17 protein-coding genes are annotated in these 20,031 nt (G+C 38.0%); 8 read left to right on the forward strand and 9 right to left on the reverse strand.

Annotated elements, in window-relative coordinates; all coding sequences use genetic code 11:
• Nucleotides 1-2: 2 nt before the first annotated feature.
• Nucleotides 3-500 (reverse strand): ClbS/DfsB family four-helix bundle protein, encoded by a 498-nt coding sequence (locus AAC073_RS19550; protein WP_339925494.1) that lies wholly within the window; start codon nucleotides 498-500, stop codon nucleotides 3-5.
• Between the two features lie 233 nt (nucleotides 501-733).
• On the opposite strand from AAC073_RS19550, the gene AAC073_RS19555 reads away from it, so the two are divergent.
• Together AAC073_RS19555 and AAC073_RS19560 are read left to right on the forward strand one after the other, a co-directional pair.
• The gene (locus tag AAC073_RS19555) at nucleotides 734-2,626 is read left to right on the forward strand and encodes a mechanosensitive ion channel family protein (protein ID WP_339925495.1); all 1,893 of its coding nucleotides are present in this window, start codon (nucleotides 734-736) and stop codon (nucleotides 2,624-2,626) included.
• 195 nt (nucleotides 2,627-2,821) lie between these two features.
• Nucleotides 2,822-3,046 carry an ATP-binding protein gene (locus AAC073_RS19560; protein ID WP_339925496.1) on the forward strand — a complete coding sequence of 75 codons (225 nt, stop codon included), beginning with the start codon at nucleotides 2,822-2,824 and terminating at the stop codon, nucleotides 3,044-3,046.
• A 118-nt stretch (nucleotides 3,047-3,164) separates the two neighbouring features.
• Here AAC073_RS19560 and msrA read toward each other — a convergent pair whose 3' ends face one another.
• Genes msrA through AAC073_RS19575 form a run of 3 tightly spaced genes read right to left on the reverse strand, consistent with a single transcriptional unit; the run spans nucleotide 3,165 to nucleotide 5,149 of the window.
• Nucleotides 3,165-3,662, reverse strand: a complete 498-nt coding sequence (gene msrA / locus AAC073_RS19565) for a peptide-methionine (S)-S-oxide reductase MsrA (protein WP_339925497.1) — start codon at nucleotides 3,660-3,662, stop codon at nucleotides 3,165-3,167.
• Nucleotides 3,663-3,675: 13 nt separating this feature from the next.
• A complete protein-coding gene (locus AAC073_RS19570; protein WP_339925498.1) occupies nucleotides 3,676-3,957 on the reverse strand; it encodes a GNAT family N-acetyltransferase in 282 nt (93 codons plus the stop codon).
• Nucleotides 3,941-5,149 (reverse strand): bifunctional alpha/beta hydrolase/OsmC family protein, encoded by a 1,209-nt coding sequence (locus tag AAC073_RS19575; protein ID WP_339925499.1) that lies wholly within the window; start codon nucleotides 5,147-5,149, stop codon nucleotides 3,941-3,943. The genes AAC073_RS19570 and AAC073_RS19575 overlap by 17 nt, the downstream gene beginning before the upstream one ends.
• A gap of 505 nt (nucleotides 5,150-5,654) precedes the next feature.
• Here AAC073_RS19575 and AAC073_RS19580 point away from each other — a divergent pair.
• The gene (locus AAC073_RS19580; protein ID WP_339925500.1) at nucleotides 5,655-5,822 is read left to right on the forward strand and encodes a hypothetical protein; all 168 of its coding nucleotides are present in this window, start codon (nucleotides 5,655-5,657) and stop codon (nucleotides 5,820-5,822) included.
• 136 nt (nucleotides 5,823-5,958) lie between these two features.
• On the opposite strand, the gene AAC073_RS19585 is transcribed toward AAC073_RS19580, so the two are convergent.
• The 5 genes from AAC073_RS19585 to mutY all read right to left on the reverse strand — a co-directional run bounded on the left by AAC073_RS19585 (nucleotide 5,959) and on the right by mutY (nucleotide 15,292).
• Nucleotides 5,959-7,425, reverse strand: a complete 1,467-nt coding sequence (locus tag AAC073_RS19585; protein ID WP_339925501.1) for a glutamate synthase subunit beta — start codon at nucleotides 7,423-7,425, stop codon at nucleotides 5,959-5,961.
• Nucleotide 7,426: 1 nt separating this feature from the next.
• Nucleotides 7,427-11,920: a glutamate synthase large subunit gene (gltB, locus tag AAC073_RS19590; protein WP_339925502.1), complete on the reverse strand. Its 4,494-nt coding sequence runs from the start codon at nucleotides 11,918-11,920 to the stop codon at nucleotides 7,427-7,429.
• A gap of 369 nt (nucleotides 11,921-12,289) precedes the next feature.
• Entirely contained in the window at nucleotides 12,290-13,639 is a 1,350-nt protein-coding gene (gene gldE / locus AAC073_RS19595) for a gliding motility-associated protein GldE (RefSeq protein WP_339925503.1), read from the reverse strand.
• A 56-nt stretch (nucleotides 13,640-13,695) separates the two neighbouring features.
• A complete protein-coding gene (ssb, locus tag AAC073_RS19600; RefSeq protein ID WP_339925504.1) occupies nucleotides 13,696-14,163 on the reverse strand; it encodes a single-stranded DNA-binding protein in 468 nt (155 codons plus the stop codon).
• A gap of 52 nt (nucleotides 14,164-14,215) precedes the next feature.
• Nucleotides 14,216-15,292 (reverse strand): A/G-specific adenine glycosylase, encoded by a 1,077-nt coding sequence (mutY, locus tag AAC073_RS19605; protein ID WP_339925505.1) that lies wholly within the window; start codon nucleotides 15,290-15,292, stop codon nucleotides 14,216-14,218.
• A gap of 161 nt (nucleotides 15,293-15,453) precedes the next feature.
• Between mutY and AAC073_RS19610 the strand changes: the two genes are divergently transcribed.
• The 5 genes from AAC073_RS19610 to AAC073_RS19630 all read left to right on the forward strand — a co-directional run bounded on the left by AAC073_RS19610 (nucleotide 15,454) and on the right by AAC073_RS19630 (nucleotide 20,030).
• Nucleotides 15,454-15,762 carry an HU family DNA-binding protein gene (locus AAC073_RS19610; protein WP_162342569.1) on the forward strand — a complete coding sequence of 103 codons (309 nt, stop codon included), beginning with the start codon at nucleotides 15,454-15,456 and terminating at the stop codon, nucleotides 15,760-15,762.
• A 19-nt stretch (nucleotides 15,763-15,781) separates the two neighbouring features.
• Entirely contained in the window at nucleotides 15,782-16,603 is an 822-nt protein-coding gene (locus tag AAC073_RS19615) for a tetratricopeptide repeat protein (protein ID WP_339925506.1), read from the forward strand.
• A 176-nt stretch (nucleotides 16,604-16,779) separates the two neighbouring features.
• A complete protein-coding gene (locus AAC073_RS19620) occupies nucleotides 16,780-18,351 on the forward strand; it encodes an Rne/Rng family ribonuclease (protein ID WP_339925507.1) in 1,572 nt (523 codons plus the stop codon).
• 363 nt (nucleotides 18,352-18,714) lie between these two features.
• Nucleotides 18,715-19,101 carry an acyl-CoA thioesterase gene (locus tag AAC073_RS19625; RefSeq protein ID WP_339925508.1) on the forward strand — a complete coding sequence of 129 codons (387 nt, stop codon included), beginning with the start codon at nucleotides 18,715-18,717 and terminating at the stop codon, nucleotides 19,099-19,101.
• Between the two features lie 341 nt (nucleotides 19,102-19,442).
• Nucleotides 19,443-20,030, forward strand: a complete 588-nt coding sequence (locus AAC073_RS19630) for a sigma-70 family RNA polymerase sigma factor (protein WP_339925509.1) — start codon at nucleotides 19,443-19,445, stop codon at nucleotides 20,028-20,030.
• The last annotated feature ends 1 nt before the right edge of the window (nucleotide 20,031 follow it).

Genomic DNA, 20,031 nt, shown 5'->3' on the forward strand with positions numbered 1-20,031 from the left:
AATTATTTCAGGGAATTTTTTATCAGTTTTAATGCCCAATCATAATGACTGGAAGTATTAGAGATCAGGTAAGCAGCCAGTGAGGTGGTGCCTGTCCAATGGTATCGCTTTTTCTCAAATAGCTCTTCATCGCTATGCTTGTCCATAATTTTATGGATTTCCAGATGTGAGTGATGCAACAAATTTAGGACTTCCATCAGTGGAACGTCTTTATTTTCTTCCCGAATCTTTTTGTTTAATTCTGGAAGGGTTTTCCAGGTAAAACCCGGGAATGGAATAGTAGGCTTGCCTCCATTCATTCCTACCCTGTACCATTCCAACATCAGCAAATGCCATTGGTGCAAATGAGCCAATACATCTTTGATGTTTCTATTTAAAGCAGTAGAAGGAAACGCTTGTTTTACTTTTTCCTCTGGATAATTCTTTACCAGGTCAATAAGCTTATCGAAATTTAATTGACTTGAGGCTATCAATTCTTTTTTTGATTTTGGTCTCGGCATTTCATGTGTTTGTTACTATTTGACGTTCGGCGCGAGTATAAAAAAGTGCTTTAAGGTGACTCCCCTTACCTACAGATAAGTTAGAAGATAATCTTTTAAATACAAAAAGTTGAAATTGAAGCCCGTTGAATTGACTTACCGAATGATTTTCTTTTCTAGGGCTTTGGGTAGTCCACAGCTATCTACTTCTTTATTAACCTTCTTTTGCTATATTTATAGCTTAAAATAGCATTATGAGGAAAATTTTTCAAAGCGCATTACCATTTCTTTTGCTATTGTGTGGCATGGCTTGGGTTTCCTTAGGGCAGACAGATAGTCTTTCACTATACAATGACTCTATCAATAACGCCAATTTACTCGAGTACAATAAAAGGCTAGCGGAAGTTGAAAAGGAGAGAGTAGCTGATTCCCTGAAAAAAGCGGAGTTGGAAGCCCAGCTTTTGGCACTTAAAACGACAGATAATCTTCAAAAAGCAGATTTGATCAAACAACTTGAAACGATCAAAGAAAATGATAAAAAGAGGCTAGCTGATAAAATTGCTCAAATTGACTCCCTGAGAAATACGGAAATAGGATACCCTGTTTTAGGGTTTAAGAAAGATACTTTATTTCTTATCTATACAAAGATGGGCGCTTCATCACCAATGGAAAGGGCGCTAAGTATCACAAGAAAGATCAATTTACTTTATGAAGATGATTTTTTAATAAGTGACTCTATTTATATATCTAAGGCAGAGGACACCTATGATATCATTTATAAAGACTTGATTATTACCAGTATTTCGGAAAATGATGCCCTTTGGTATGGGAAAAGCAAGGAGGAGCTAGCGGAGGACTTTCAGCAAATAATAAAACTTGCCATAGATCAAGCGAGGGATGAAAACAGTTGGTTAAAGCTGCTATCAAGAATAGGCTTAGTGGCATTTGTAATGCTTGTGGCTTGGATATTCATTGGACTTATCAGCAGAGGTTATGGAAAATTGATAATAAATTTTGACACCAATAAGGAAAAGTGGCTTCAGGATCTGTCTTACAAGGATTATATTTTCCTTACTGTTGATCAGGAAACGCAGATATTGTTTTTTTTGATTAAGGTTTTGCGGTGGTTTGTTTACTTTCTATTGCTGTACATTACTTTGCCCATCATTTTCAGCATTTTCCCTTTTTCACGTGATTGGGCCAATGCGCTATTTTACCTTATTTGGTCGCCTTTCAAAGGACTATTGGTCTCTATTTGGAGTTACCTTCCCAACCTTTTCAGTATTTTAGTGATCTATTATGTAATGAAGTATGTCATTAAGTTTGTGAAGTATATTTTTCAGGAAATTGAGGCAGAAAAACTCGTGCTATCGGATTTTCATTCCGATTGGGCCATGCCTACCTTCAGTATTATCCAATTCCTGTTGTATGCCTTTATGTTTGTTTTAATTTTCCCTTATTTACCAGGATCGGAGTCAGTTATTTTTAAGGGGGTTTCTGTGTTTGTGGGGGTTTTATTTTCTCTGGGATCATCTTCTGCCATCGCCAATATGGTGGCTGGTTTGGTGATTACCTATATGCGGCCTTTTAAAATTGGAGACCGGATTAAGATTGACAATGTGACTGGGGATATTATCGAGAAAACCCTGTTGGTGACCCGTGTTAGAACGATAAAAAACGAGGTCATTACCATTCCAAATTCCTCAGTACTTACTGAGAATACTACAAATTATAGCATTGAAGCAAAAGATAAAGGCCTAGTCGTTCATACTACTGTTACAATTGGGTACGATGTTCCTTGGCCAAAAGTCCACAAAGTCTTGATAGAGGCAGCCACAAGGACAGACATGATAATGGACGATCCGAAACCATATGTTTTGCAGACCAGCCTGGAGGATTTTTACGTAGCCTATCAAATAAATGCCTACACAAGGGAGGCAAGTAAGCAAGCGCTTATTTATTCTAGTTTACACCAAAATATTCAGGACGTTTGCAATGAAAGTGACATTGAAATTTTATCCCCACATTACCGGGCAGCAAGAGATGGTAATATGACCACTATACCCGCTGATTACTTGCCTAATGATTATAAGGTTCCTCACTTTAATGTGAGGGTTGACAAAGGGAAAGATGAGCCGTTAAAATAATGCTAAATTTATGAAGGAAGAACAGTAATTTAAATTCCTCCTGTTTCTTTAGAAAGAATTCCACTTCCTTATCGAAGAAACAAATACATCAATAATCATAGATAAATTGCCCGAAATTAAAAGTCTTGAGAGTGAAATGCTATTTTATTTCAAAACCTGATAAGTAATGCCATCAAATTTAAGGATCCAGATAAGGTGCCTGAAATCAAAGTTTTCGCCAGTCAAGAAAAGGGCTATTGGATGTTTAGTGTTGCTGATAACGGAATTGGGATTGCTAAAAAGTACCAAGAAAAGATTTCCGTAATCTTCCAACAGTTACATTCTAAAAAGGAATATGAAGGTACGGGAACAGGGCTTGCTCACTGTATTGAGATGGTAGGTGTTCTTCAATTCCTTAGCGAAGCGCTAGCAGGGTTGTAGAAAAAATAAACGCCAATAATTAATATAAAAAGCCCCGAATTAGGCAACAGTTAAGCCACTGCATAATTCGAGACACAAAATACTCCAAAGGGTTTTTGCGGCATTTGCAAGTTGCTTTCTATTTCAAAAAGCTCTCCTCAAATCTTTCAAAATGACAGGTGTATCCATTAGGATATTTTACCAGGTAGTCCTGGTGTTCTGGCTCTGCCTCCCAAAACTTGGCCATAGGTTCTAAGGTTGTAGCTACTTTTCCATCCCATTTTTTAGACGCGTTTACAATTTCAATGACCTCTTCAGCAGTAGCCTTTTCCGCATCATTTTGAATAAATATAGCTGATCGATAACTTGATCCTATGTCATTGCCTTGGCGGTCTATAGTGGTAGGGTTATGGATACGGAAAAAATAGTCCAAGATATTTCTAAATGAGGTCTCATTGGCATCATAAGTAAGCTCAATTCCTTCTGCGTGTCCAGGGTGGTTTCTGTAGGTTGGGTTTTGGTTTTCTCCACCTATGTATCCCACTTCTGTATCTTTAATGCCCTTTTGAGTTCGGAATAGCTCTTCCATTCCCCAAAAGCAGCCACCTGCCAGGTATGCCTTTTTTAAATCTTCCATATGTACTCCTTAATTAATGATTGATAATATTTTTCCATTTTTCACTGGACAGAACTACCGCCTTTATATAAGGGCATAAAGCTGTGGCAGTGAGGCCTTCTTTTTCTATTTGTTCGAGGGTTTTAAATACTAAAGTTCTCCCAATGCCCTGCCCCCTTTGTGGTTTGGGTACCTCAGAGTGAATTAAGTCTAAGTGATCCTTGTTCCTTTTATACAAAATGAACGCTGAGAGTCCACCTTCTAGTTCAAGTTCAAAACGATTTTGTTCGGGTATATGTTTAATTGCTTGGTTCATTGTTCATCTCAGTTTTTATTGTTGAAGATTGCTGCAAGGTTTTGTGAACGGGACATTTAGATGCAATTTCTCGCAACCGTTCTCTTTGGATCTCATCTAAGTTGCCAATAAAAGATAAGGACTTGGCAAAAACATCCTTGGTTTTACCATCAATGATTTCCTTACTATGGCTTACATAGGCATATACCTCTTTTAAGTCCCACTTTTTTCGCTCAGCGTAGAGTTTAATCGTCATAACGGTACAAGCCGATAGACCTGCAGATACCAATTCAAAAGGCGACATTCCAAAATCAAAGCCTCCTACGCTTTTTGGTTCATCGGCTATGATACCATGATTTTTTGTATTGATGAAAGTTGTGAAATTATTCTCCACCAAATTTAAATGAGCCACTAACTGATGATTATTAGGATTAGGTGTTTCAAATGGACTAAGGTCTATATATCGAGCTACCCATGAGGCTATTATGTCACCAACGTAAATGCTATCCTCTTTTTTAGTAAGCAGATGGTTTGCATTGTCCAAAGAAACAAAGCTTTTAGGGTGCATGGCATTATGATAAATTTCATGGGCATTGTTGATTCCCACGATTTCATCACTTGGAGAATGCATTATTAGAATTGGCTTTCTAAGACTTTTAATGGTTTCAGGCAAATTGTGCTTTTTGAATCCATTGACAAATTCTCCACTGATCTTAAAAGGTCTACCCCCGATGGCTACTTCGGCCTCCTCCTCTACCCCCAAATTTTTCGCCTGTCCTTCAAATTGTTTAGTAACGTGTTCGACATCAGCAGGAGTACCTATGGTAACTATTGCCTGTATATTGTCGAGTTTTGCAGCAGCAACAATAGCTGCAGCACCACCGAGTGAATGACCGATCATTAAGGTGGGCGCCTGATAATGCTGGGTAATGTATTTGTTCACGGCAAGTAAGTCCTCAACATTGGCTTCAAAATGGCTGTTCGCAAAATTGCCCTCGCTTTTTCCCAAGCCTGTGAAGTCAAAGCGGACCACCGCAATCCCTTTATTATTAAGTGCCTGACTAATATTTCTAACAGCATTTAATTGACTTGTGCAGGTAAAACAGTGGGCAAATAAAGCAAGTTGTTTCGGCTTTTGATGGTTAGGGAAGTCGATGGAGGTTGCCAACTCATTTCCTTTTTCATTTATGATCTTAATTCTATCGGTATTCATTTTAGGAGTTTTAAAAATTATCAGAAACTGCTGAACTTATATTTAAGCCATTAACAGTTGGCTAGTTGTATCAGGTTTCAATTGTTTTTTACGTAATCTCAAGCTTTCGTCAAAGAGACCTGTCTTTTTCTATGGTATCATTAGCAATTTTCCAACCGGAACGAAGCTTTAGGTTAATTTTTTTTGCTTAACACTTCAAATCTAGCCATGGTTAAGAATTTTACGGTAGGTTGAAATACCTTAAGTGTTGGCCTAATTTCCCTAAGTTGATAAATAAGCAGCCTTATTATATTGTTCGTGAAGGCTTTGGATACGTCATTGTAGTAATTTCAATCTTTTAGACCCCATTACAAAAAAGTTAGTATACCTATGTCTATCAATCCAATGTGATTTTATAGTGAAGGATGATAATAAGTGTATTGATAAGGAAAAAAATTTAGTTATGAACTACGTTTTTATTATATTGGTACTGAAATTACTTTAGTCCAATTTAAACTCCAATTCTATGAGCCTTATTCCGTATGTTTCAATATTTTTTATGGTCTTTTATTTTGCAATAATTATCGGCGTCTTTTATTTGATTTATACCTGGGTCAATAAATTTATTTCTCTGAAAAAGGAGCAGAATGACCTGCTAAGAGAAATAGTGAAGAAAATGGATAAAAGTCAATAGTCAAGGCTAAGCGCAGTTCCTTGGCTTAAATTTTTCAAGCTGCGGTAAACCTATGGAGTCATTGGTCATGGCAAAAAAAACAGGCAATCCAATTTGGATTGCCTGTTATAAATTTATGATATTTAATTTTTCTTATTTAGTCAAGCGTTTCTTCATAAGAATAGAATGACTGATCTCTTCTAGCAAGTGAAGATTCACCTTGCAAGAATTTATCTACCTCCACAGCACACTCGCGTCCTTCTGCAATGGCCCATACGACTAAGGACTGACCTCTTCTCATATCGCCTGCAAGAAAGACCTTAGGAACTGAACTGTGGTAGTTCTTAGCCTTAGGAAGGCCATTTTCCAATAGTTCTACGTCAAAGGCTTCTAGCAGTCCTGATTTTGGTCCTAAGTAGCCTATGGCTAAAAAGGCTAGGTCACAAGGAAGTGTTCTTTCCGTACCTTCGATTTCGAAAAACTGCATTCTGCCGTTTTCTTCTTTCCACTCAATATCTACTACAGTAAGTCCCGTAACAGTTCCACTTTCGTCTTTGGTAAATTCTTTGGTAAGTACAGACCAAACCCTGTCTGCTCCCTCGTCATGAGAACTTGATGTTCTCAATGTCATTGGCCATTCAGGCCAAGGGTTTAAGGTATTCCTCGCTTGTGGTGGCTTAGGCAATAATTCTAATTGAGTTATTGACGCTGCACCATGTCTGTTAGAAGTACCAATACAATCACTTCCTGTATCTCCTCCTCCTATGACAATAACATGTTTTCCTTTAGCGTGGATTGGATTGCTTTCCAATTCACCAGCATTCACCTGATTTTGTTTACCGAGAAATTCCATTGCGAAATGAACGCCTTTGGCATCACGGTTATTGATTTTCAAATCTCTAGGGTGCTGTGCACCAGTGGTAAGTACTACCGCATCGAAATTATGAAGGATATTTTCAGCTTTAATATTAAAGCCTACTTCCGTATCCTTGCTAAAGATCACTCCCTCTGCATTCATGACATCAACCCGACGGTCAATTACCCATTTCTCCAGTTTAAAATCAGGAATACCGTACCTTAATAAGCCACCTACTTCTTTGTCTTTTTCAAACACGGTTACTTCGTGACCCGCCTGATTTATTTGATCAGCTGCTGCTAATCCTGAAGGACCAGAACCAATTACGGCCACTTTTTTACCGGTCCTTTCTGTAGGGATGTTTGGCTTTACGAGGTTTAACTCATAAGCTTTTTCAGCTATGCTTTTTTCGATCAGTTCGATCGCAACTGGGTCTTTGTTAATACCCAATACACAACTTGCTTCACAGGGTGCTGGACAGATCCTTCCAGTAAACTCAGGAAAATTGTTTGTTCCACGGAGTATTTGATAAGCACGTTCCCATTCATTTTGGTAAACGGCATCATTAAAGTCCGGGATGACATTGCCTAGAGGACAACCATTGTGACAAAAAGGGACACCACAATCCATGCATCTTGCAGCTTGGTTGTTGAGCACTTTGGGATCCAAAGGCTTGTATATCTCCTGGTAATCCTTTTTCCTTTCTTCAGGTGATCTGGATCCAGGTAGTTGTCTTTTATATTTTAAGAAACCTTCTTTATCCGCCATCTTATACTAATGTTTTAGAATTTTCTAATGCTCTTTTTCTCAATACTTCTTTGTAATCCTTAGGAATTACCTTAATAAACCGTTCTTTACCGGCTTCCCAATCTTCTAATAGATTAGCTCCATTGTTACTAGAGGTAAGCGCTACATGTTCCGATAGAGAGTTTTTGATGGTTGCATAATCGTCCTCGTTCAGGGGATCAATGTCAACCATTTCTTTATTGATATTGCCCAAGTTCTCTTTAAAGATATAGGCAATTCCACCACTCATACCAGCAGCAAAGTTTCTGCCTATTTCACCTAGAATGATTACCAAACCACCTGTCATGTATTCACAACCGTGATCACCAATACCTTCTACTACTGCCTCTACTCCTGAGTTTCTTACACAAAAACGTTCTCCAGCCTTTCCTTTAATATAGGAGTGACCAGAAGTGGCTCCATAAAAGGCTACATTGCCAATAATGATATTGTCTTCTGCTACGAAATTGGCATTTCGATTTGGATAAACAATCAATTTACCACCTGAAAGCCCTTTACCAAAGTAATCATTGGCTTCACCTTCAAGTTCGAAAGTGATCCCTTTGGCTAAAAAGCCGCCGAAAGTCTGTCCTGCAGATCCTCGGAATTTAAAGTGTATGGTATTGTCTGGTAAACCAGGACTTCCAAAGAATTTAGAGACTTCATTGGATAACATGGCACCAACTGATCGGTCCACATTGATGATGTCGAAAGTTCCCGTAACCTTATTTGCTTGCTCAAGCGCTGGAGTAGCGGCTTCAATAAGTTTTCTGTCAAGCACTTTTTTCAGTCTGAAATCCTGATCAATTTGCTTGTGAATACCTACATGGTCAGGAACTTCTACTTTATGGAATATAGGACTTAGATCTAATTTATCCCATTTCCAATGGTTCATTTGACCATTCGCTTCTTTAAGGATATTGCTTTGACCTACCATTTCATTAACGGTCCTGAAACCTAAGGAAGCCATGATTTCTCTAAGGTCCTGGGCTAGGAAAGTAAAGAAGTTCACTACGTGATCCGGATTACCCGTGAATAGTTTCCTTAATTCAGGGTTTTGGGTAGCTATTCCAACTGGACAAGTGTTTAGGTGGCATTTTCTCATCATTATACATCCTTCTACCACCAATGCACCAGTAGAGATACCCCATTCTTCAGCACCTAATAGTACTGCAATCGCCAAATCCCTTCCTGTTCTTAGCTGTCCATCCGTCTGTAAGGTGACCCTGCTTCGAAGGTTATTGATAACCAAGGTTTGGTGTGCCTCTGATAAACCAAGTTCCCAAGGTAAACCTGCGTGTCTGATGGAACTAAGTGGAGAAGCACCAGTACCACCATCCGCTCCTGATATCAGGATTACGTCAGATTGAGCTTTAGCTACCCCTGCTGCTACAGTTCCTACACCGGCTTGGGATACTAGTTTCACGTTTATTCTTGCTTTTCTATTGGCATTTTTTAGATCATAGATCAACTGAGCCAAATCTTCAATAGAATAGATATCGTGGTGAGGTGGAGGTGAAATCAATCCTACTCCGGGAGTAGAATGTCTAACTTTTCCTATCCAATCATCTACCTTATGACCTGGAAGCTGACCACCTTCTCCTGGCTTGGCTCCCTGAGCCATCTTAATTTGTAATTCTGCGGCGTTGGTTAGGTAATTACTCGTAACTCCAAACCTACCGGAAGCCACCTGCTTGATAGCAGATCTTTGCCAGTCACCATTTTCTTTTTTCTCAAATCTTACCTCGTCTTCACCACCTTCACCACTGTTGCTTTTTGCTCCGATACGGTTCATGGCAATGGCCAAAGTGCTGTGGGCTTCATGAGATATTGATCCAAAAGACATTGCTCCTGTTGCGAAACGCTTCAGTATAGCTTCTACTGGCTCTACTTCATCTATCGGAACGGATATCCTCTTTTTAAATTCCAATAATCCCCTCAATGTCATGGCATCTTTGGTTTGATCATTGATCTTTTTTGCAAATTTCTTGTACAAATTATAGTCTCCCAGCTGGGTAGATTTTTGCAAAAGATGGATGGTCTCTGGATTGAAAAGGTGTTTCTCACCTCTACGCTTCCACTGGTAAACTCCTCCTGCTTCCAATAAAGGGCTTTGGGTTTTGTAAGCAGTGTGATGTCTTACAAGAACTTCGTCGGCTAATTCATCGAATGAAACACCACTTATCCTGCTGACCGTACCTTTAAAGCACCTGTCAATTACTTCAGCCCCAAGGCCAATGGCTTCAAATATCTGTGCACTTTGGTAAGATTGAAGTGTACTAATACCCATTTTGGAAAGAACTTTAAGTAGTCCTTTACCAATTGCTTCTTTATAGTTCTCAAATAATTTCTTTTGAGAGATTTTCTTGCTCAACATGCCAGTGTCGTTGAGCGAAATAAGTGTTTCTAAAGCCAAGTAAGGATTGATGGCACTTGCACCATAACCAATTGCTGTTGCAAAGTGATGGGTTTCCCGAATATCACCTGCTTCAACAACCAATCCTGCTTTTGTTCTCAATTTCTGGTTCACCAAGTGGTGGTGAACTGCTCCTACTGCCAATAAGGATGGAATAGGTGCGGTATCTTTTTGAGAATTTCTATCAGAAATAATAATAATATTTTTTCCTTCTCCAATCGCATCTTCTGCCGCTTGACACAACTTGTTTAGGGCTTCCAGTAAACGACCAGGCTTGCCATCCGCTTCAAAATGAGCATTCAATGTAGCAGAATGGTAACCCTTCTCCTCAAGGTTTCTTAATTTTTCAAGGTCTTCATTGAGTAAGACAGGTTGGGAAATATGTACTTGACGCGTATGCTTGGCACTTTCCTCAAGTATATTATAGCTTTCACCGATTCTGGTAAACAAAGACATTACTAAACGCTCCCTGATTGGATCAATTGGAGGATTACTTACCTGAGCAAACAATTGCTTAAAGTAATTGGAGATATGCTGACTTTGTTTAGACAAGACGGCCAAAGGAGTATCTGCACCCATGGATCCGATAGGCTCATAAGCCGTATCTCCCATTGGCGATAAAATAACCTTCAAGTCTTCTTGGCTGTAACCAAAAATGGTTTGTTTTTTCTTGATGTTATCTGTGTTGTAAGGAAAAGAAAGATCCGTTGGAGCCGGAATCATTCTTAATTTAAGCCTTTCCTTTTTGATCCAGGAATCATAAGGTTTTCTGTTGACTACTTCATCTTTAACCTCTTCATCGAAGGAAATTTTCCCTTTCGAAAGGTCAGCCAATAGCATTCTTCCCGGGCTGATACGTCCTTTTTCTATAATGGTGGACTCTCTAATAGGCAGTGCACCAGCTTCGGAAGAAAGAATCAGACGATCATCTGAGGTAATAAAGTACCTCAATGGTCGAAGACCATTTCTATCCAATGTGGCCCCTAGTGATTTGCCATCAGTAAACAACAATGCTGCTGGACCATCCCATGGCTCTACCAATGAGGCATGGAATTTATAGAAAGCTTTTTTCTTTTTATCCATTGTCTTGTTATCCTGCCAGGCTTCAGGTACAAGCATCATAAGGACATGAGGAAGACTTCTACCGCTTAGCGCAAGTAACTCGACCATTGAATCCAGGTTTGCAGAATCCGAATTTTTAGAGTTAGTTATTGGCAATAGCATCTGAAGTTCTTCATCCGTAAAATGGATGGATTTCATCAAGGTCTCCTTGGAGCGCATCTTGTTTAGATTTCCTCGGATGGTATTGATTTCCCCATTGTGGGATAGAAATCGGAAAGGCTGGGCCAATCTCCAATTTGGAAAGGTGTTCGTAGAAAACCTTGAGTGAACCAGTGCGATGGCTGATTTAAGCTTGTTGTTTTGCAAGTCTTTGTAAAAGGTCAAAACCTGATCAGTTCGCAATTGTCCTTTATAGATCAACGTTTGACTACTAAAGCTGGCAAAATAGAAGGCACTGTTAACTCCAGGGATCGTAGAATTAAGAATACTTGTAGCATAATTTCTAAGCACAAAAAGCTTCCTTTCCAAATCAAGCCCTGAAAGATTGTCTTTGTGCTGAACAAAAACTTGCTCAATATTGGGCATAACTTCTAAAGCACCTGAACCAGGCACAGTATCATCTGTGGGTACAGCTCTGTATCCGATGAGCTTAAAGCCCAATTCGTTGATTATCTTATTTAAGTTTGATTTGCACTTTTTGTATAGTTGTTTGTTGTTTGGAAAAAACACCATACCAACACCATAGAATCCTTCCTCTGGTAATCCAAAACCTAACCTTTGCGTAACCTCTTTCAGGAATGTATGGGGCAATTGTATCAGAATACCAGCACCGTCACCTGTCTTTGGGTCGCTGCCTCGTCCTCCTCTATGCTCCATATTGCTAAGCATAAGCAAAGCATCACTTATAGTTTCGTGGCTTTTAAGGCCTTTCACATTAACAACTGACCCGATTCCACAGGCATCATGCTCAAACTCTGAACGATATAAACCTTGATTCATTCTGTTAAATTTAATTGTATTTGGTACTGAACTCACTTTGAAAAATTCACAATAAATTTTTCAATTATTAAATTCTAGACAATAAAGGTAAAACAAAAATGAATTAATAGCTGAATAAGAATTAAAAAATTATAATTAAGTCAATTTAGGAACGCCTTAAAATTCTTACTGGAAAAATATAAAGTTTTGTGAAAGTATATTGTTTCAGTTGAATTAAGACCATATTTTGAGAAAGACAGCCTCTTGAATTACACTTACAAGTCTAAAATTGCCAATTTTAAAATTACGAAAAAAAAAGAAAAAAATAAGCACTAACTTCTAAAAATTAAGCCAGGTCTATTTATTCAGGTGAATATCTTGATTTTGAGCTCAATCAATTTGATCAGGAACATTTTTATCAATTGGTCCATCTAATACTACTTTTACTTTTTTAATTTTTCTAGTATCCACAGCCATTATGGTAAACTCAAAATTATCGAATTTTATCTTCGTACCATTCTTAGGTAGGTTGGAGTTTAACTCAAGCAATAAACCGCCTAAAGATTCACTTTCACCTTTGACTTCATCAAACAATTGTATGTCTAAATCTAATTTTTTACAAAAATCATTTAGCGAAATTTTTCCTTCAAAAAGAAAGGTTTTATCATCCAGTTTTTTAAATAAATATTCCTCTATCTCATCAAACTCATCGTTGATGTCGCCTATGATTTCTTCTATAAGGTCTTCCAATGTAACCAATCCTGAAGTGCCACCATATTCATCTACTACAATGGCCATGTGAACCCTTTTATTTTTGAAATCCTTAAGTAGGTCAGCTAATTTTTTGTTTTCGGGAATAAAATACCCTTTTCGGATCAGGTCTTTCCAATTGAAATGTTCATCGTTCTCAATATGGTCCAAAAGGTCTTTTATATACAGTATACCTTTTATTTGATCTATGGTACCTTCATAAACAGGAATTCTTGAATAGCCACTTTTGTTGATTTTGTCCATTAGCTCATGGAAATCCATGTCCACGTCCACAGCCGTAAGATCCATCCTCGACCGCATCACTTGCTTTACAGATAGGGTACCAAAATTCACTATTCCCTTAAGAATGTCGCGCTCGTTATTGCTTGTGTCTACAGAAGTTATTTCTAAGGCATGGTGCAATTCATTTACAGATAAAGAGTAGCCTTTTTTCTCGATACGTTTTTCAATTACATCACTGATGGCCATAAGTAAATAAGACACAGGTGCGAGAACCACATAGAAGAAATACAGGAAACCAACTGTGAGTTTCGAAAAGCTGACGCTGGCTGCATTGGCATATACCTTGGGAACAATCTCCCCAATAAAAACAATAGAAAAGGTAACGCCTATGGTTTGAAATAGGATAATTACAATTCCAGTGGCATCAGTTCCAAATACACTCCAGGTGAAGAAAGTGGTGAGGGTAACAATACTGATATTAATAAGGTTATTAAGAATCAATATGGTACTCAGCAATTTTTGAGGATTTTCTATCAGGGTAATAATTTTACCTGACCTCGTATCTGAAGCCACCCTGATTTCTTCAATATCTTCGTGATTCAGAGAAAAAAACGCTACTTCTGAACCAGAAACCAAAGCTGATATTATCAATAATGCGATAAACAATACCGCATTACCCACCAAATAAACCGGTGATACAGCTATGACATCTGTCAGGAGCAGCAAACTCGGATAGGGGTCGTCCATTAATTTATGTATATAATTTTATGCAAAACTAATGATTTTACCGAATTCCATTACAATTAAAATGGTAAATCATCCGCTTCATTGTCATCACCGTCATAGGCTTTGGCAGAAGACGTGTTCATGTTTGTATTTGAATTAGGGTTTTGAGCAGGTTGGCCTTGATTTCCACCTTGAGCATTTTCCTGTCCACTGCTCTTTCCTCCGAGCATGGTGAAACTCTGTACCCTTATCTTTGTTCTTTTACGATTGTTTCCTTGATCATCTTGCCAAGTGTCGGATTTGATTTTTCCCTCTACATATATTTGGCTTCCTTTTTTTAGGTACTGCTCAGCCACTCTGGCTTGTCCATCCCACAGTTCCAAGTCATGCCATTCTGTGTTTTCAACGCGGTTTCCAGAGCGGTCTTTGTAAGATTCAGTGGTGGCCAGTCTAAGGTTTGCGACTACTTTATCTCCTTCCAGGTGCTTAACTTCAGGATCTGCACCAAGATTTCCCAATAAAATTACTTTATTAACTCCTGCCATTACTAGATTTTTAAGGTTATTTAAAAAGCTGATTAAATATAAACAATTAATATTATTGATTCAAGTACCGGACAATCAATTTGGGTTTACCAAGAGATTCTAACACTGCTTCGCTTACTAGATCGTACTCATTTGCGTTAGCCCATTTCTCAAGTGCCACTTTGTGCTTTTCGTTCAATTCTATATTTACAAAGGAAGCAAAAATTCTTTGATGTGTGAGGATGTGTTTGTAGGGTTTTTCAGAACCCAAGCTGTAATGAGGGTTCAATGAATGTAGCGCTGAAGGTAAACTAAGCTGGTCAGGATCAATATTCACGATCTCATCTAATAAGTTGTGCTCCTCTAAGGGGAAGTCTATCAGGCCTTGCCATATGTCTTTGTCCTTTCGCGTCTTGACGACGGTGTAGTCTCCAATATGAATGTGGAAGTATAAAAAGTACCTCGATTTTATTTTCACTTTTTTTTCATTGACTGGAAGCGTATTTACCTGTCCATATTTTAGGGCATAGCATCCAGTGCTTATTGGGCATTGACTGCAATCCGGGTTTTTTGGTACACACTGCAGCGCTCCAAATTCCATGATCGCCTGGTTGTATTGGTCAGGGGATTTTTTGGAGATCAGTTGATTGGCGAGTTTTGCAAACTCTTTTTTGCCTTTAGGAGACGAAATATCCATGTCCAGGCCAAAAAACCTTGCCAATACCCGAAAAACATTGCCATCAAGTACTGCTACAGGTTCTTTATAGGCAAAGGATGCAATCGCTGCTGCCGTGTAAGGCCCAACACCTTTCAATTTTAATAACCCTGCATAAGTATCAGGAAATTCCCCATTGTTTTCATAGACGAGGTATTTGGCACAGGCATGTAAATTTCTTGCTCTACTGTAATAGCCCAACCCTTGCCATGTCCTTAAGATTTCTTCTTCGGGTGCGTTAGCAAGATCTGTTAAGGTTGGGAATTTATTAATAAAAGCATGGAAATAGGGCAATCCTTGTGCCACGCGGGTTTGTTGAAGGATGATTTCGGATAACCAAATGATATATGGATTCCTTGTCTCTCTCCAAGGCAGATCACGGCGATGAAGGGGATACCAACGGAGCAGATTCTCAGTGAAATTGTTGAAACTCAAAATTTTAAAATTTTATTATTCCCAAATAATTGAACAAATGACGCTAATTTTATCGATTTAATTTTTTAATTGAAATGGTTATTGTAAATTTGCACTCCCAAAATTAGTTGGTTAATAGGAGGTTAAGCCTCAATTGAATTACACAAAAAAATATTAAGACAGTGACTAAAGCAGAGGTAATCACAAAGATTTCGGAGAAGACAGGAATCCAAAAGGATGATGTTACACAGACCGTTGAGGCGTTTTTCAAGGTTGTAAAAGATTCAATGGCAGAAGGAGATAATATCTATGTTAGAGGTTTTGGCAGTTTTATAAACAAAAAAAGGGCTAAAAAAATCGCAAGAAATATCTCTAAAAACACGGCGATTGTGATTGACGAACATTATGTCCCGGCTTTTAAGCCATCTAAATCATTTATTGAAAAAATTAAAAACAGTCAAAACGTTAAAGAATTGGCTCCACAGGACTAAAGTTTTGACTAGTTAGACTATGAAAAGATCCCAAATTATTTTCGTTGTTGTTGGTATAATCGTTTCTTATTTATTGTATAGTTTACCCATGGTGGTAGTTGACAATGAAGACAAGGGGCTTACTGAAGACGGAAGTGGTTTGGGTTCTGATTCATCAACAGATGAAAACAACCACGGAAACTCCCTAAGTAGTAGCGATCTTGAAGTCATCGAGAAACTGATGGCTGACTTAGACGAAGAGGCTGGTACCGAAAATTTTGTTATATTCGCTGATTCAATTGCTAAAGTTTATCAAAGCGGCGGTAAATTGGACAGTGCAGCATTTTATTTTGGCTTAATAGCTGAAAAGGCTCCAGCTCCTGAGAATTGGGAGAAAGCAGGGAATGCATATTATGAAGCTTTTGGTTTTTCCATGGAAGAAATCAAGACAAAAAGGTTAGGTGACAAAACACGCTTTTACTTGAATAAAGTGTTAGAGACCACACCGGACAGGCTTGATTTGAAAACAAAAGTAGCAATGACTTATGTTTCCTCAGCCAATCCTATGCAGGGTATTACCATGCTAAGGGGAGTTTTGGAAGAGGATCCTAAGAATGAAGAAGCACTTTTCAACATGGGCATTTTGTCTATGCAAAGTGGTCAGTACAAAAGGGCTGTTGAGCGTTTTGAAACGCTTGTTCAGTATCACCCTGAGAACATTCAGGGGCAATTTTATTTGGGCGTTAGTTTGTTTGAATCCAATCAGAAGAAACAAGCCAAAACCCATTTAGAGGGATTACGTAATAAAACTACAGATCCTCAAATTCTTTCGGGAATAGAGAATTATTTAGATAGATTATAATAAAAAATTGTTAAACTAAAACTATAAAATTATGCCTTGCGGAAAAAAAAGGAAGAGACATAAAATCGCTACACACAAGCGCAAAAAAAGATTGAGAAAAAACAGACACAAGAATAAGAAATAAGCTTATTTCTGTGCAACTAACACGTTCTTTTATTTCATAACAGAGACACAATTTGAGTTCAGAATTATTAATTGATTCCTCTCAAAATGGTAGTCGAATTGCCCTTCTCAAAGACAAAAACTTAATTGAGCTTCATGTAGAAGAAGAAGACAATAAGTTTAAAGTTGGAGACATCTATCTTGGTGCTGTAAAGAAGATCGTAAATGGCTTAAATGCCGCCTTCATTGATGTAGGTTACGAAAAAGATGCTTTTTTACATTATCAGGATTTAGGACCACAGGTTAACAGCTTAAGTAAGCTGGTAAAATTAACCCGAAATAAAAACCATAAAGGTTTCGACCTTAAAGGTTTTGAAAACGAACCTGAAATAGACAAGCTTGGTAAAATAAGCCAAGTCTTGTCTAAAAATAATCAGGTTTTGGTCCAAGTTGTCAAAGAACCGATTTCTACGAAAGGGCCCAGACTATCCTGTGAGCTCTCCCTTGCTGGTCGATACTTGGTATTGGTACCATTTTCTAACACAGTAAACGTATCCAAAAAAATACGCAGTGCTGAGGAAAGGAAAAGGTTATCACGGCTTATCACCTCCATCAAACCGGTTAATTTCGGTGTTATTATTCGTACAGTGGCAGAAGGACAATCTGTCACCGAACTGGACAAAGACCTTAGGTCTCTTTTAGAGTCTTGGGAAGATGGAATGAAAAAGCTTCAAAAAGCCAAAGTTAAAGACAAAATCATCGGAGAAATGAGTTTGGCCTCTTCTATTATTAGAGACTTGCTCAATGAATCTTTCGACGCAATCACGGTAGAGGATGAAGTAATTTACGATCAGATGCGGTCTTATATAAGATCCATTGCTCCAGAAAAAGAAAAAATTGTTAAGCTTTACAACGGAAAAGCGAAGCTCTTTGAAAGTTTTGGTATAGAAAAACAGATCAAAAGCCTGTTTGGAACCACCATTAGTCTCCCCCAAGGCGGTTATCTCATCATTGAGCATACAGAAGCCTTGCATGTAGTGGATGTTAATAGTGGCAACAAATCAAATCAGGAAAGTGATCAAGAAAATACAGGCCTAAAAACCAATATGGTGGCCGTAAAAGAAATTGCAAGGCAACTAAGGCTTCGCGATATGGGTGGAATTATTGTGATCGATTTTATCGATATGAAAAAGGCCGATAATAAAAGGGCCATTTTTGAAGCGATGAAAGATGCAATGAGAGATGACCGATCAAAGAATACGGTACTTCCTCTTACTAAGTTTGGATTGATGCAAATCACCAGACAGCGCGTTAGACCTGAAATGAACATAGTTACCAAAGAAATTTGTCCTTCTTGTAATGGTACAGGCAAAATACAAGCCTCCATACTCGTGGCAGATAAACTGGTCAAAGATTTAGAGCACATTGCAATTCACCAAAACGAATCAAAGATTAAAATTGCACTGCACCCCTATTTACATGCCTATTTTACACATGGCATATTCTCTCAAAGGATGCATTGGTTTTTTAAATATTATAAATGGATCAACCTGGTCAAAGATTCTTCATTACCGGTGACGGAGTATAAATTCCTGGACAATTCAGGAGAACCTTTAGAAATAATTATAAAAAGCGAGTCTGAATAAGACTCGCTTTTTTTGTCCCTAAGTCCTTTGGCCAGTAGAAAACGTTAAAAAGTTATTGAAGGAAGAGCCCTTTCTAAGTAGAATTATAAACTTTTATTATTAAACTCACCTGCTAAAATGTTATTGTCAAAAGGTAATTTTGATACCAACTTTCATCTGTTAAATAACTTATTGCGAGTGCAATTATTTCATTTTTAGGCATTTTCTTAAATAGGCAATCTCTCGTTAAGATCGAGTAACTTAGGATTTAACTTTTATTTCTAAATGCAGTAGGGTACGGTTTAATTGTATTTATATCCTACCTTTGGATACCCATAAGAACCTGATTATTTATTTTTTTTCATCACCAAGAAATAAACCAGCATGATTCTCGAAGACAAAATCAATCAATCTGAAACCCGGATCTTCAAAGCAGTCTTCCCCAATACTACCAACCATTACGACACCTTATTTGGCGGAAAGGCCATGCAATGGATGGATGAAGTAGCATTTATTACCGCAACTCGCTTCAGTAGACAGCATATGGTGACCATCAGCAGCGATAAAATTGATTTTACCAGACCGATTCCTGCAGGAACAATTATCGAACTTTGTGGTCGGGTGGTTCGCGTAGGAAATACCAGTCTTAAAGTAAGCGTTGAAATTTTTATTGAACAGATGTACGAAGTCGGACGTGAAAAAGCCATTTCCGGAACTTTCACTTTTGTGGCGATTGATAAGGATAAAAAACCAGTCAAAATTATTGTTTGACTATTGGGCTTAAACATGAGGCAAAGAAACTACCTATTTTTCGACCTCTCTATTATCATAAATCCCCTTATTTATACTGAAATAATAGAACAGAATTTTTTTCGCTACCTAGAACAGTTGAAATCCCAAGAAAATCAGGTCATTTGGAGGGTTAGGACAGTGTTGCCACGAAAAGTTTTCCAAACGTTAACCAGTTGATTTTGAATTGATGTAGTCTCATTCATGAAATGTCTCTTGCTTATTTTGAGTTAAATACAAAGTCTAAATCATAATCAATCCTTAACATCATTTTTTCTTGGGTCGATCGTGCTAAAGCTAACTTTGCTTTAAATACTTAGCTCATGAAAGCGATTCCAAACGAACAACTGCTTCTTCAGAGAATACAAAATGAGGGTGATGAGGCTTCCTTTAAACTGCTTTTTGATGCCTATTGGGAACTGCTTTTTCTTCAAGCCCTTCAAAAAACAAAATCCCAAGATCTAGCGAAAGACCTGGCTCAAGAGACATTTATTGCCTTTTGGAAATATAGAAAAAGCCTCAAGCAAATCCACAACCTAAAGAGCTATTTGGTTACGATGTTGAAATATCAGTTTCTCAAATGGATCGACCAGGAAAAAATTGTTTTTGATGAGCTTGATACCGCTGTACCTAATGATTTTTTTATTGATAGGGACGATGGATTTAAGATTATGGAATTTAATGAATTGTATGTTTTCCTAATGGATACGATAGATGCCTTGCCTCAAAAGAGCAGACAAATTTTTATTCAAAACAGGTTTGAAAACAAAACCGTCAAAGAGTTGGCAGAGACCTATAATGTGGCAGAATCCACAGTTCGAAATCATTTAAGCCAGGCGAATGCAAAAATACAAGGACAACTTGAGAACAATTTACTTTCAGTAGCAATCCTTTCCTTAATTATCGTTTGAT

This window comes from uncultured Cyclobacterium sp. (assembly GCF_963977555.1).
Classification (GTDB): Bacteria; Bacteroidota; Bacteroidia; order Cytophagales; family Cyclobacteriaceae; genus Cyclobacterium.